This window comes from Pseudomonas nicosulfuronedens, assembly GCF_005877905.1.
GTDB classification, from domain to species: Bacteria; Pseudomonadota; Gammaproteobacteria; order Pseudomonadales; family Pseudomonadaceae; genus Pseudomonas; species Pseudomonas nicosulfuronedens.
In genome coordinates, this window is record NZ_SWDV01000008.1 from 125,078 (window position 1) to 137,779 (window position 12,702).

A 12,702-nucleotide genomic window follows, 5' to 3' on the forward strand; every position below is an offset into this window, starting at 1 on the left:
GGGGAAATGTTTGAACTGGTAGATAACGTCCCGCAAACAGCAGTCATCAAAGTGATCGGCGTGGGTGGCGGCGGCGGTAACGCCGTGAACCACATGGCCAAGAACAACGTTGATGGCGTCGAATTCATCTGTGCCAACACCGATGCGCAGGCGCTGAAGAACATCGCCGCGCGCACCGTGCTGCAACTCGGCCCGGGTGTGACCAAGGGTCTGGGCGCTGGCGCCAACCCTGAAGTAGGCCGCCAGGCCGCCATCGAGGACCGCGAGCGTATCGCCGAAGTCCTGGAAGGTGCCGACATGGTCTTCATCACCACCGGCATGGGTGGCGGTACCGGTACCGGTGCTGCGCCGATCATCGCCGAGGTTGCCAAGGAAATGGGCATCCTCACCGTGGCCGTGGTCACCCGTCCCTTCCCGTTCGAAGGTCGCAAGCGCATGCAGATCGCCGACGAAGGCATCCGCTCGCTGGCGGAAAGCGTCGACTCGCTGATCACCATCCCGAACGAAAAACTGCTGACCATCCTGGGCAAGGACGCGAGCCTGCTGGCCGCCTTCGCCAAGGCTGACGATGTACTGGCCGGTGCCGTTCGCGGTATCTCCGACATCATCAAGCGCCCGGGCATGATCAACGTCGACTTCGCCGACGTGAAAACCGTCATGAGCGAAATGGGCATGGCCATGATGGGTACCGGTTGCGCCAGCGGCCCGAACCGCGCTCGCGAAGCGACCGAAGCCGCGATCCGCAACCCGCTGCTGGAAGACGTCAACCTGCAGGGCGCCCGCGGCATCCTGGTCAACATCACCGCCGGTCCGGACCTGTCCCTGGGCGAGTACTCCGACGTGGGTAACATCATCGAGCAGTTCGCTTCCGAGCACGCCACTGTGAAAGTGGGCACCGTGATCGATCCGGACATGCGCGACGAGCTGCACGTCACCGTGGTCGCCACCGGTCTGGGCGCGCGCCTGGAGAAGCCGGTCAAGGTCGTCGACAACACCGTTCAGACCCAGGCCGTCAGCACCCAGGCTCCGGTTCAGCGCGAGCAGCAGTCGGTGAACTACCGTGACCTGGACCGTCCGACCGTCATGCGCAACCAGAACCACGGCGGCGCAGCCACCGCGGCCAAGTTGAATCCGCAGGACGATCTGGACTATCTGGACATCCCGGCCTTCCTGCGTCGTCAGGCCGATTGAGTCGATTTATCAGGAGTATCAATGTGATTGGTGTTCAGCAAAGGGCGGTTCTGCTATCATCGCCGCCCATTGTTGACAACAGTTCGCAACTTGCGCGAAAGCGGCCAAAGCCATGATCAGACAACGCACCTTGAAGAACATCATCCGGGCGACCGGTGTCGGCCTGCACTCCGGGGAGAAGGTTTACCTGACCCTGAAGCCGGCTCCCGTCGATACTGGCATCGTGTTCTGCCGGGCTGACCTCGACCCTGTGGTGGAAATTCCTGCCCGGGCCTCGAACGTCGGCGAAACCACCATGTCGACCACCCTGATCAAGGGTGACGTCAAAGTGGATACCGTGGAGCATCTGCTTTCGGCCATGGCCGGCCTCGGAATCGACAACGCCTATGTCGAGCTGTCCGCGTCGGAAGTACCGATCATGGACGGCAGCGCGGGTCCCTTTGTATTCCTGATCCAGTCCGCTGGCCTGCAAGAGCAGGAAGCGGCCAAGAAGTTCATCCGAATCAAGCGCGAAGTGACGGTGGAAGAGGGCGACAAGCGCGCCACCTTCGTTCCGTTCGACGGCTTCAAGGTGAGCTTCGAGATCGATTTCGATCATCCGGTCTTCCGTGGTCGCACCCAGAAAGCCGTGGTGGATTTCTCCAGTACTTCCTTCGTGAAGGAAGTCAGCCGCGCCCGTACCTTCGGGTTCATGCGCGACATCGAGATGCTGCGCTCCCAGAACCTGGCTCTGGGTGGCAGCGTGGAGAACGCCATCGTGGTCGACGAGTATCGAGTGCTCAACGAAGATGGTCTTCGTTACGAGGACGAGTTCGTCAAGCACAAGATCCTGGACGCCATTGGTGACCTGTACCTGCTGGGTAACAGCCTCATCGGCGAGTTCATCGGCTACAAGTCCGGTCACGCCCTGAACAACCGTCTCCTGCGTACCCTCATCGCAGACAAGGACGCTTGGGAAGTGGTGACCTTCGAGGACGCCAAGACTGCGCCGATCTCCTATATGCGACCCGCTGCGGCCGTATAAGGAAACCTCCTCCTTTCAGCTACAACTTTCAAAGGCCACCTTCGGGTGGCCTTTTTTTATACCCGCTATTTACTCCTCGCCCGGCTCCGCTGATTTCCGGCTACGGCTGGCGAGTCGCTCGAGGGCGGCCTTGAGTTGCGGATTGCTGATGCCTTCGGCGGCTTCGTGGAGGGTGGCGGAGGCAGACTCGGTGATGCGGTTGGTGTTCACACGGGTTGGCGCCTGGATCGCCGGTTGCACCTTGAACAGGATGCGCGCCAGGCCCCTGAACTCCTCGAACGCGGCCAGTTGCCGCAGTAGGCGGTTCTGCTGGTAGCGCAGGCGCGTGGCCCAGTGGCCGTCGGTGACGACCAGCAGCAGACTGCCTTCTCGCCAGGAGGCGACACGGCAGTAAGGGCGCGCGGCGGGCTGCAGTTGCGAGTCGAGCAGTTCCTGCAGGCGCGAGAGGCGCTGTGCCTGGGCGAACAGCGACTGCAGCGGCTTGGCTTCACGAAGCAGCTTGGTCATCGCCTTGGCGGGCAGGGGGCGGAAGGCCATGGGGGGCAACCGGGAGTGAATGAAGAGGGATGGTAACAGATGCGCTCAGGGCCAGATGCCACCGTCCGCCCTTGAAGTTGCCCGGCTGCGTCACCATATCACCCACTCGGATTCAAAGTTGTCCGCCCATGCATTGCTCCCAAGCTCGCAGAATGCGAAGCTTCGGAGGATGACTTCGGCACTTTTTTCCCGGAAGTTTCCGGGTAGAATGCCCGCTTCATTGCCGTTCCGCGCCGCGGCCAGCCAGTCGGGCAGCCCTCCAATTCTCCAGTTCGGATGACCCAGTCGATATGTTTGCGCCTTTGTTGAAAAAACTCTTTGGAAGCAAGAACGAGCGCGAAGTGAAGCGCATGGCCAAGCAGGTCCAGGCCATCAATGCACTCGAGCCCCAGATGGTCCCGCTTTCCGATGAGCAACTGAAGGCCAAGACCGAAGAGTTCAAGGCACGTGTCGCCAAGGGTGAAACCCTCGACCAGATCCTTCCGGAAGCCTTCGCCGTAGCTCGCGAGGCCGGCAAGCGCGTGATGGGCATGCGCCACTTCGATGTCCAGCTGATCGGCGGCATGTCCCTGCACGAAGGCAAGATCGCCGAAATGCGTACCGGTGAGGGCAAGACCCTCGTAGGTACCCTGGCCGTCTACCTGAACGCCCTGTCCGGCAAAGGCGTGCACGTGGTCACCGTGAACGATTACCTGGCCCGCCGCGACGCCAACTGGATGCGTCCGCTGTATGAGTTCCTCGGCCTGACTGTCGGCATCGTCAGCCCGTTCCAGCCGCCGGAAGAGAAGCGCGCTGCCTACGCTTCCGATATTACCTACGGCACCAACAACGAATTCGGTTTCGATTACCTGCGCGACAACATGGCGTTCAGCCTGGAAGACAAGTTCCAGCGTGAACTGAACTTCGCCGTGGTCGACGAAGTGGACTCCATCCTCATCGACGAGGCACGGACCCCGCTGATCATCTCCGGCCAGGCCGAAGACAGCTCCGAGCTGTACATCAAGATCAACAAGCTGATCCCGCGCCTGAAGCGTCACATCGAGGAAGTCGAAGGCCAGGTGACCCAGCAGGGCCACTACAGCATCGACGAGAAGACCCGCCAGGTCGAACTCAACGAACAGGGTCATGCCTACGTCGAGGAACTGCTGACCCAGAACGGCCTGCTGGCCGAGGGTGAGAGCCTCTACTCCGCGCACAACCTCAGCCTGCTGACCCACGTCTATGCGGCGCTGCGTGCCCACACCCTGTTCCACCGCAACGTGGAATACATCGTCCAGGGCGACCAGGTCCTGCTGATCGACGAGCACACCGGCCGCACCATGCCGGGCCGTCGCCTCTCCGAGGGCCTGCACCAGGCCATCGAGGCGAAGGAAAACCTGCCGATCCAGGCCGAGAGCCAGACCCTGGCCTCGACCACCTTCCAGAACTACTTCCGCCTCTACACCAAGCTGGCCGGCATGACCGGTACCGCCGACACCGAGGCCTTCGAATTCCGCCAGACCTACGGCCTGGACGTGGTGGTGATCCCGACCCACCGTCCGGTTGCCCGTAAGGACTTCAACGACCTGGTCTACCTGACCCAGGACGAGAAGTACGCCGCCATCATCACCGACGTCCAGCAGTGCCAGGCGCTGGGTCGTCCGATCCTCGTGGGCACCGCCTCGGTCGAGACGTCCGAATACGTTTCGCAGTTGCTGCAGAACGCCGGCATCGAGCACAAGGTACTGAACGCCAAGTACCACGAGAAGGAAGCCGAGATCATCGCCCAGGCCGGTCGTCCGGGTGCGGTCACCATCGCCACCAACATGGCCGGTCGGGGTACCGACATCCTGCTGGGCGGCAACTGGGAAGTGGAAGTCGCCGCGCTGGAGAATCCCACTGACGAGCAGGTCGCGCAGATCAAGGCTGACTGGCAGAAGCGCCACCAGCAGGTCATCGAGTCGGGTGGCCTGCATGTGATCGCCTCGGAGCGCCACGAATCCCGCCGTATCGACAACCAGCTGCGCGGCCGTGCCGGCCGTCAGGGCGACCCGGGTTCCAGCCGCTTCTACCTGTCGCTGGAAGACCACCTGATGCGTATCTTCGCCTCCGACCGGGTGAAGAACTTCATGAAGGCCCTGGGCATGCAGCCGGGCGAGGCGATCGAGCACCGCATGGTGACCAACGCCATCGAAAAGGCCCAGCGCAAGGTCGAAGGCCGCAACTTCGACATTCGTAAGCAACTGCTGGAGTTCGACGACGTCGCCAACGAGCAGCGCAAGGTGATCTACCACATGCGCAACACCCTGCTCGCGGCCGACAACATCGGCGAGACCATCGTCGAGTTCCGCGAAGAGACCCTGAACAATACCGTCAGCGATCACATTCCGCCGCAATCGTTGCCTGAGCAGTGGGACATCACCGGCCTGGAGATGGCGCTGTACAGCGACTTCGGCCTGAAGCTGCCGATCCAGCAATGGCTGGACGAAGACGACAAGCTCTACGAAGAGACCCTGCGCGAGAAGATCCTCACCGAGCTGGTGGCGGCCTACAACGAGAAGGAAGACATGGCGGGTGCCGAAGCCCTGCGCACCTTCGAGAAGCAGATGCTGCTGCGCGTGCTGGACGATCTGTGGAAGGACCACCTGTCCACCATGGATCACCTGCGTCACGGCATCCACCTGCGCGGCTACGCGCAGAAGAACCCGAAGCAGGAGTACAAGCGCGAGTCCTTCAACCTGTTCCAGGACCTGCTGAACTCCATCAAGCGCGACACCATCCGCGTGCTGTCCTTCGTCCAGGTGCGCCGCGAAGACCCGGCCGAAGAAGAAGCCCGCCTGCGTCGCGAAGCCGAGGAAATGGCCAAGCGCATGCAGTTCCAGCACGCCGCCGCGCCGTCGATGGAGCAGGTCACCGCCGATCCGGAAGAGGAAGGCGAACTGCCGGCCGATAACGTGGTGCCGATGGAGCCCATCCGCAACGAACCGAAGATCGGCCGCAATGAGCCGTGCCCCTGCGGTTCGGGCAAGAAGTACAAGCACTGCCACGGTCAGGTGGAATAACACTTCCCGGCCTTGATACCGACGCCGCGACCGGCTCTGCCGCTCGCGGCGTTTTTCTCATTTGATCCACTGATTGAATGATTCACTGACTCGATAGGAGCGCGCCACATGGCTGTTGGTCTCGGCCCCATGTCCACCCTGCACCCGGTCCCCGGTTTCGAACTCGGCATCGCCTCTGCCGGCATCAAGCGACCCGGCCGCAAGGACATCGTGGTGATGCGTTGCGCCGAGGGCTCCACGGTGGCCGGTGTGTTCACTACCAACGCCTTCTGCGCCGCCCCGGTGATCCTGGCGCGCAAGCGCTTCCTGGGCCCGGTGCGCTACCTGCTGACCAACACCGGCAACGCCAACGCCGGCACCGGCGAGCCGGGCCTGGCCAATGCCACCCGCACCTGCGCCAAGCTGGCCGAACTGGCTGGGGTGCCGGAAAACGCCGTGCTGCCGTACTCCACCGGGGTGATTGGCGAGCCGCTGCCGGTCGAGAAGATCGAAGCCGCGCTGCCTGCAGCGCTGGCCAACCTGTCTGTGGATAACTGGGCCGACGCCGCTGCCGGCATCATGACCACCGACACCCTGCCCAAGGGCGCCAGCCGCCAGTTCCAGCACGATGGCGTAACCATCACCGTCACCGGCATCAGCAAGGGTGCCGGCATGATCAAGCCGAACATGGCCACCATGCTCGGTTACATCGCCACCGACGCCAAGGTTGCCCAGGGCGTGCTGCAGGACCTGCTGCGCGATGCGTCGAACAAGTCCTTCAACCGCATCACCATCGACGGTGACACCTCCACCAACGACTGCTGCATGCTGGTCGCCACCGGCCAGGCTGCGCTGCCGGAAATCACCGCCGCCACCGGCGCGCTGTTCGCCGCGCTGAAGCAGGCCGTGCTGGACGTCTCCATGGAACTGGCCCAGGCCATCGTCCGTGACGGCGAAGGCGCCACCAAGTTCGTCACCGTGCAGGTGAACGGCGGCGCCACTCATCAAGAGTGCCTGGACGTCGGCTACGCCGTGTCGCACTCGCCGCTGATCAAGACTGCGCTATTCGCTTCCGACCCGAACTGGGGCCGCATCCTCGCCGCCGTCGGCCGTGCCGGCGTGCCGGACCTGGATGTGAGCCTGATCGACGTGTTCCTGGACGACGTGGCCATCGCCAGCCGTGGCTGCCGTGCCACCAGCTACACCGAAGACCAGGGCGCGAAAGTCATGGCCCAGGAGGAGATCACCATCCGTATCGATCTCGGCCGCGGCACCTGCAGCGAGACCATCTGGACCACCGACCTGTCCCACGAGTACGTGAAGATCAACGCGGAATACCGCACCTGATCCCGCGCCGGCCCAGGCGCCGGCGCATCGCTTCACTCGGATTCCCGATTTTCATGGATCGATGAAAATCGGGAATTTGTTTTCATGGCTGCCGCGCTCTAAGGTCTCCTGACTGACCCTCAAGAGCATCGCGTCCATGTCCCTCACCCTGATCATCGGCAGCAAGAATCTTTCCTCCTGGTCCCTGCGCGGCTGGCTGGCCATGCAGCTCACCGGCGCCGAGTTCGAGGAAATCCTCATTCCCCTGGGCGGCCTGGATACCGCCCGGCGTATCCGCGAGCACTCGCCCAGTGGCAAGGTGCCGGCACTCAAGTGCGAGCACGGGCTGATCTGGGACTCTCTGGCGATTGCCGAATACCTCGCCGAACGCTTCCCCGAAGCGCACCTCTGGCCCCGTGGCGAAGCGGCGCGAGCGCTGGCTCGTTCAGTCTGCGCCGAGATGCACAGCGGCTTCATGGCGCTGCGCTCGCACATGCCCATGGATATCCAGCGCAACCAGCCGTTGGCCGATGTTCCCGAAGCGGTGGAGGCGGATATCGCCCGCGTCGTCGAGTTGTGGGCCCTGTGTCGCCAGCAGTTCGGCCAGGACGGTCCCTTCCTGTTCGGTCACGCCAGCATCGCCGATGCCTTTTACGCGCCAATTGCGACACGCCTGCGCAGCTACTGCGTGACCTTGCCCATCGAGGCGCAGAACTACGTCGATGCCATCTACGCCTGGCCGGTCTTCCGTCCCTGGCTGGACGCGGCGATGGTCGAACGCGCCTGATGCTGGCCGCCAATGACGTTAGAATGCTCCTCTGCGTAGGCCCCGCCTGAATCGGATTGAGGAGTAGCACTGTGAAACGAGTACATGTCGCCGCCGCCGTCATTCGCGGACTCGATGGCCGGGTGCTGATCGCCCGCCGTCCGGACGACAAGCACCAGGGAGGTCTCTGGGAGTTTCCCGGTGGCAAGGTGGAAGAAGGCGAAGCGGTGCAGGTTGCTCTGTCCCGCGAGCTGAAGGAAGAGCTCGGTATCGACGTCGAGCAGGCGCGCCCGCTGATCCGAGTACAGCACGACTATAGCGACAAGCATGTACTGCTGGATGTCTGGGAGGTCTCCGCCTTCTCCGGCGCGCCCCATGGCGCCGAGGGACAGCCGCTGGCCTGGGTCGCCCCGCGTGACCTGGTGGACTACGAATTCCCGGCGGCCAACGAGCCGATCGTGCAGGCCGCGCGCCTGCCAGACCGCTACCTGATCACCCCCGACGGCCTGGAGATCCCGCAGCTGGTGCAGGGTGTGCGTGCCGCCGTTGCCAGTGGTATCCGCCTGATTCAGCTGCGCGCGCCGAACATGTACAGCCCCGAATACCGCGACCTCGCTGTCGACGTGCAGGGCCTGTGCGCGGGCAAGGCGCAACTGATGCTGAAAGGCCCGCTGGAATGGTTGGGAGACTTCCCGGCGGCCGGCTGGCACCTGACTTCCGAGCAGCTGCGCAAGTACGCGCCCAACGGCCGGCCGTTCCCCCGCGAGCGCCTGCTGGCGGCTTCCTGCCACAGCGCCGAGGAGCTGGAGCTGGCGGCACGCATGGGTGTGGACTTCGTTACCCTGTCCCCGGTGCAGCCCACCGAGAGCCATCCGGGCGAGCCGGCGCTGGGCTGGGAGGTGGCGGCGGAGCTGATCGATGGCTTCAACCAGCCGGTGTTCCTGCTCGGTGGCGTCGGCCCGCAGGATGTCGAGCGCGCGTGGCAGGCTGGGGCCCAGGGCGTTGCGGGTATTCGAGCGTTCTGGCCGAAAGCCGAAGGCTGATCGGCACTTTACGTGGAGCGGCGATGGGTATCGCTTCGCTCCACACCATCCTACGAAACACCGCCGTGCTCCCTGTAAGCGCGCGCCATGCCCGCGATCGCGCGCATGGCGCGCTCCTACAGGTTGGCTGCGTCATTTCCCGGTGTGAGTGGCCTGTCACGTCGATCAGGCGGGCTTTTCAGCGGCTTGCCAGAGAATCTCTTCCACGCCCTGGCGTCGGGCTATGAAGCGCGCAGCGACGAACAGCAGGTCGGACAGGCGATTCAGGTAGCGCAGGCCCGCGCCTTCCAGTGGCTCTTCGGCGTTCAACTGCTGGCAGCGGCGCTCGGCGTTGCGCGCCTGGGCACGGCACAGGTGGGCGAGGGCGACCAGGCGCGAGCCGCCGGGCAGGATGAAGTTCTTCAGCGGCCCGAGCTCTTCGTTCCAGCGGTCGATGACCTGCTCCAGGCGTTCCACTTCGGCATCGTTCAGCGCGCGGTATTCCGGCATCGCCAACTCTCCGCCGAGATCGAACAGGCGATGCTGGATCGGTGCCAGTACCCCGATCACTTCTTCCAGCGCACTGCTGCGCGCCTCGTTCAGTCCAGCCAGCAGCAGGCCGAGATGGCTGTTCAACTCATCCACCGCCCCCATGGCTTCCACGCGCGGATGGTGCTTGGGCACTCGGCGACCGTCGGCCAGGCCGGTTTCACCGGCATCGCCGGTGCGGGTGTAGATCTTCGACAGGCGATTGCCCATGGCTCAATGCTCCTTGTCGCCCTGCGCCAATAGCGGCAGCGGCGCTGAAATCTCGGCGGCCAGCGGCAGACGGATGGTGAAGCAGGTGCCCACGCCCAGCTCGGACTGCACTTCCATCTGCCCCTTGTGGTTGTTGGTGACGATGAAGTACGAGACCGACAGGCCCAGCCCCGTGCCCTGGCCGACTTCCTTGGTGGTGAAGAAGGGCTCGAAGATGCGCTTGCGCACGTTCTCCGGCATGCCGCAGCCGTTGTCCTCCACGTGGATTTCTGCCCACGGTGGATTGAGCCGGGTGCGCAGGGTGATCCGGCCGTACTCGCCTTCTTCCTCGTCGTCGCGCAGGTGGATGGCCTGGGCTCCATTCTTCAGCAGGTTGAGCAGGACCTGTTCGATCTCGTTGGCGATCACGGGGACCGGGCCCAGGCGCGGGTCGTACTCGTGGACGATCTCCAGGGACTTGAAGTCGAAGCCGCCGGTGAGGTCGAAGTCGTTGCCGGCGATCTCCACGGCCTGTTCCAGCAGCGCCGGCAGCTCGCAGGCGGCCATCTGGCGGTGGCTGCGGCGGCTGAAGGAGAGCATATGGGTGACGATCTTCGCCGCGCGGGAACCGGCGTACTGGATGCCATCCATCAGCTTGGGAATCTCCCGTGCCTCCAGGTAGTGGTTGAGGTCGTCCAGGCGTACGCCCACTTCACCGGCCACTTCGAGATTCTTCGGCAGGTCCGGCGACAGGCGCCGGCGGATGTTCTGCACGTTGTGCAGGATGGCCCCCAGCGGATTGTTGATCTCGTGGGCCATGCCGGCGGCGAGGCCGCCGACGGAGAGCATTTTCTCCGACTGCACCATCATCTCTTCCATCCCCAGGCGGTCGGTGATGTCGTCGATACGGATCACTGCGCCGCGGCCGGTGCCGCCCATCAGTGGGTAGAAGGTCAGCGCGTAGTGGCGTGGGGCGTCGGTGAGGGCCCAGGTGACGCGCTCGACGCGCTCCACCTTGTGCTGCTCGGCGGCGCGGGTGAGCTGCGGCAGGAAGGGCTTGAGCGACGGGAAGGCAAGGAACACCGGCTGATTCACCGCATCGTCCAGGCTGGTGCCGGAGAGCTGGCTGGCTTCCTGGTTCCACTGGGTGACGTAGAGCTGTTCGTCCACCGCGATCAGCGCTGACGGCATGGAGTCGATGATGCTGTTGAGGTAGTGCTGGAAGCCGGTGAGCTTCTTCTCGATCTTGCTGCGCACCTGGACTTCCAGCTCCAGCTTGCGGTTCGAGCGGCGGGTCTCCTCGGCCAGTGACTGGGCCTGTTCCACGGCTTCCTGGGCATCGTCGCGCGCGCGCTTGAGCTGCTGCTCGCGAGCCTCGATGCGGGTCAGCATGGTGTTGAAGGCGTCCGCGAGGCGGCCAATCTCGTCGGCATTGCCGCGCTCGGCGCGCAGGGCGTAGTTCTCCTCGCGGGTGACCTGGCGCGAGAGCTCTTCCAGGCTGCGGATCGGCCGGGTGATCAGGCGGCGGATCTGCTGGGCGATGAGCAGCCAGAGCAGCACCGAGACGGCGAGGATGACCAGGCTGGCGGTGAGCGTGCCGGTGTAGAAGGCGCCGGGCAGTTCACTGCTAGCCACCAGCAGCAGGTAGCCACTGTTGCGGCCGGCCTGGGGCAGTTCGAACAGGGCATTGAGGCGGTATTCGTGCTGTCGCCAGCGCTCCAGATGGTCCAGGCGCTCGGGCAGAGCCACCGGGCCGTTGCTGGGCGTCTGCGCGATGCGTTCGCCATTGCTGTCGTAGAGCGCGGCGGCGCGCAGCGGCTGGTAGTCGTCCAACTGGCGCAGCAGCACCTGGGCCTGGGTCGGCGAGGACAGTGCCGGCTCGCTGAGAGCCGGGTTGGCGATCAGGCGGCCGATGGTTTGCAGGGCCTGGGGCGCGACGCTGTCCTGGGAAATCCAGTAGGCCGCGCTGATGAAGGCAAGGTTGGCTACCAGCATCACGGTCGCCAGCAACACCAGCAGGGCGGCGAGGATCTTCTGGCCGACCGGCAGGTCTTCCAGGCGCTGGCGCAGGTTCATGGGTGAAGGCATGGGCGCTTTCGTAGGAAACAGGGAAGGCGGGCAGGGTAGCCCGCGATCAGGTGTCGGGCAATCCGCGCGCCACCAGGTAGGCGCGCAGGCGTTCGTGCAGGGCGCGCAGTTGCGGCATGGCCAAGTGCAGGCGATCACCCTCGCGGCAGGCGTGGCCGAGCAGGTAGGCGATCTCGCTGCGCCGACCTTGGGCGACGTCCTGGTACATGGAGGAGAAGTTCGCCGCGGTGGCGGCAATGACGCGCTCCACGTCGCCTTGCAGCTCCCGCGCGGCTTCTGGGTAGCCGGATGCGTGCAGAAGTTGTCCGAGCTCGTCGCACAGCTTGGCGACTTCCTCCGGGTGGCTGGCCAGGTCACCGTTGCGGCACTGGTGCAGCACGGTGAGCGGGTTGATTGCGCAGTTCAGAGCGACCTTGCGCCACAGGCGCTCCAGGATGTTCTCGCTCCACTGGGCGGGAATCGCGGCCTGCTCCAATTCAGTCAGCCATCCCGGTGCGGGCCCACCATCCTTGTCGCCCAGCCAGGTCTGCCCTCGGCCTGCGAACACCACGCGGAAATCCGACTCGCGGAATGCGCCTTCGGTGCTGGAGGCATACAGGCAGCGTGCGCGCGGCAGATGGGCGCTGACCGCCTGCTGGCTGCCCAGGCCGTTCTGCAACAGGATCAGTTCGGCACCGGGTGCCAGCCGCGCGGCCACGCTGGCGGCCGCAGATTCGGCGTCGTAGGCCTTGCAGGCCAGCAACAGACGCTGGATCGGTGCGCCCTGGGCGGCGGTTTCCGCCGGGATGGGGTAGAGACTCTCGCGACCGTCTTCCACCAGGGTGATACCGCCGAGGGCGCGGTAGGCGTTGAGGCGCTGGCGGTCACGCAGCAATAAGCGCACCGGCAGGCCGGCGCGGGACAGGCGGGCGGCCCACAGGCAACCGAGGCTGCCGGCGCCGAGGATGGTCCAGGTCATGGGAGGAACTTCGCGGTTTCGGGGGCTTACCG

At 64.5% G+C, this 12,702-nt stretch carries 10 protein-coding genes; 6 read left to right on the forward strand and 4 right to left on the reverse strand.

The features are described from left to right. Positions 1-6: 6 nt before the first annotated feature. The gene (gene ftsZ / locus FAS41_RS08910) at positions 7-1,191 is read left to right on the forward strand and encodes a cell division protein FtsZ (protein WP_017518095.1); all 1,185 of its coding nucleotides are present in this window, start codon (positions 7-9) and stop codon (positions 1,189-1,191) included. A gap of 112 nt (positions 1,192-1,303) precedes the next feature. After that, complete coding sequence (gene lpxC, locus FAS41_RS08915; RefSeq protein ID WP_015475884.1) at positions 1,304-2,215, forward strand: UDP-3-O-acyl-N-acetylglucosamine deacetylase; 912 nt, start codon at positions 1,304-1,306, stop codon at positions 2,213-2,215. A 69-nt stretch (positions 2,216-2,284) separates the two neighbouring features. Here the strand turns inward: lpxC and FAS41_RS08920 are convergent, their stop codons facing one another. Then, a complete protein-coding gene (locus FAS41_RS08920) occupies positions 2,285-2,752 on the reverse strand; it encodes a DUF721 domain-containing protein (RefSeq protein WP_138521327.1) in 468 nt (155 codons plus the stop codon). A gap of 290 nt (positions 2,753-3,042) precedes the next feature. Between FAS41_RS08920 and secA the strand changes: the two genes are divergently transcribed. The 4 genes from secA (at position 3,043) to FAS41_RS08940 (ending at position 8,907) form a co-directional block, all read left to right on the forward strand. Further along, positions 3,043-5,793 (forward strand): preprotein translocase subunit SecA, encoded by a 2,751-nt coding sequence (secA, locus tag FAS41_RS08925; RefSeq protein ID WP_138521329.1) that lies wholly within the window; start codon positions 3,043-3,045, stop codon positions 5,791-5,793. Positions 5,794-5,901: 108 nt separating this feature from the next. Beyond that, on the forward strand, positions 5,902-7,119 hold the full coding sequence (argJ, locus tag FAS41_RS08930) for a bifunctional glutamate N-acetyltransferase/amino-acid acetyltransferase ArgJ (protein ID WP_138521331.1): 1,218 nt from the start codon (positions 5,902-5,904) through the stop codon (positions 7,117-7,119). Positions 7,120-7,255: 136 nt separating this feature from the next. After that, the gene (locus FAS41_RS08935) at positions 7,256-7,885 is read left to right on the forward strand and encodes a glutathione S-transferase family protein (protein WP_138521333.1); all 630 of its coding nucleotides are present in this window, start codon (positions 7,256-7,258) and stop codon (positions 7,883-7,885) included. 71 nt (positions 7,886-7,956) lie between these two features. After that, positions 7,957-8,907 carry a Nudix family hydrolase gene (locus tag FAS41_RS08940; protein ID WP_138521335.1) on the forward strand — a complete coding sequence of 317 codons (951 nt, stop codon included), beginning with the start codon at positions 7,957-7,959 and terminating at the stop codon, positions 8,905-8,907. A gap of 165 nt (positions 8,908-9,072) precedes the next feature. Here FAS41_RS08940 and FAS41_RS08945 read toward each other — a convergent pair whose 3' ends face one another. From FAS41_RS08945 to FAS41_RS08955, 3 genes are read right to left on the reverse strand one after another with little or no spacing between them, the layout of a single operon-like run. Further along, positions 9,073-9,645, reverse strand: coding sequence for a cob(I)yrinic acid a,c-diamide adenosyltransferase (locus FAS41_RS08945; protein WP_138521337.1), 573 nt, complete (start codon positions 9,643-9,645; stop codon positions 9,073-9,075). Between the two features lie 3 nt (positions 9,646-9,648). Then, positions 9,649-11,700, reverse strand: a complete 2,052-nt coding sequence (locus tag FAS41_RS08950) for an ATP-binding protein (RefSeq protein WP_138521415.1) — start codon at positions 11,698-11,700, stop codon at positions 9,649-9,651. 58 nt (positions 11,701-11,758) lie between these two features. After that, a complete protein-coding gene (locus FAS41_RS08955) occupies positions 11,759-12,670 on the reverse strand; it encodes a putative 2-dehydropantoate 2-reductase (RefSeq protein WP_138521339.1) in 912 nt (303 codons plus the stop codon). Positions 12,671-12,702 lie beyond the last annotated feature (32 nt).

Excerpts from the sequence above, each read along its gene's own strand:
- ftsZ (WP_017518095.1), top strand. The coding sequence starts at position 7 with ATGTTTGAACTGGTAGATAACGTCCCGCAAACAGCAGTCATCAAAGTG.
- lpxC (WP_015475884.1), top strand. The coding sequence starts at position 1,304 with ATGATCAGACAACGCACCTTGAAGAACATCATCCGGGCGACCGGTGTC.
- FAS41_RS08920 (WP_138521327.1), bottom strand. The coding sequence starts at position 2,752 with ATGGCCTTCCGCCCCCTGCCCGCCAAGGCGATGACCAAGCTGCTTCGT.
- secA (WP_138521329.1), top strand. The coding sequence starts at position 3,043 with ATGTTTGCGCCTTTGTTGAAAAAACTCTTTGGAAGCAAGAACGAGCGC.
- argJ (WP_138521331.1), top strand. The coding sequence starts at position 5,902 with ATGGCTGTTGGTCTCGGCCCCATGTCCACCCTGCACCCGGTCCCCGGT.
- FAS41_RS08935 (WP_138521333.1), top strand. The coding sequence starts at position 7,256 with ATGTCCCTCACCCTGATCATCGGCAGCAAGAATCTTTCCTCCTGGTCC.
- FAS41_RS08945 (WP_138521337.1), bottom strand. The coding sequence starts at position 9,645 with ATGGGCAATCGCCTGTCGAAGATCTACACCCGCACCGGCGATGCCGGT.
- FAS41_RS08950 (WP_138521415.1), bottom strand. The coding sequence starts at position 11,700 with ATGAACCTGCGCCAGCGCCTGGAAGACCTGCCGGTCGGCCAGAAGATC.
- FAS41_RS08955 (WP_138521339.1), bottom strand. The coding sequence starts at position 12,670 with ATGACCTGGACCATCCTCGGCGCCGGCAGCCTCGGTTGCCTGTGGGCC.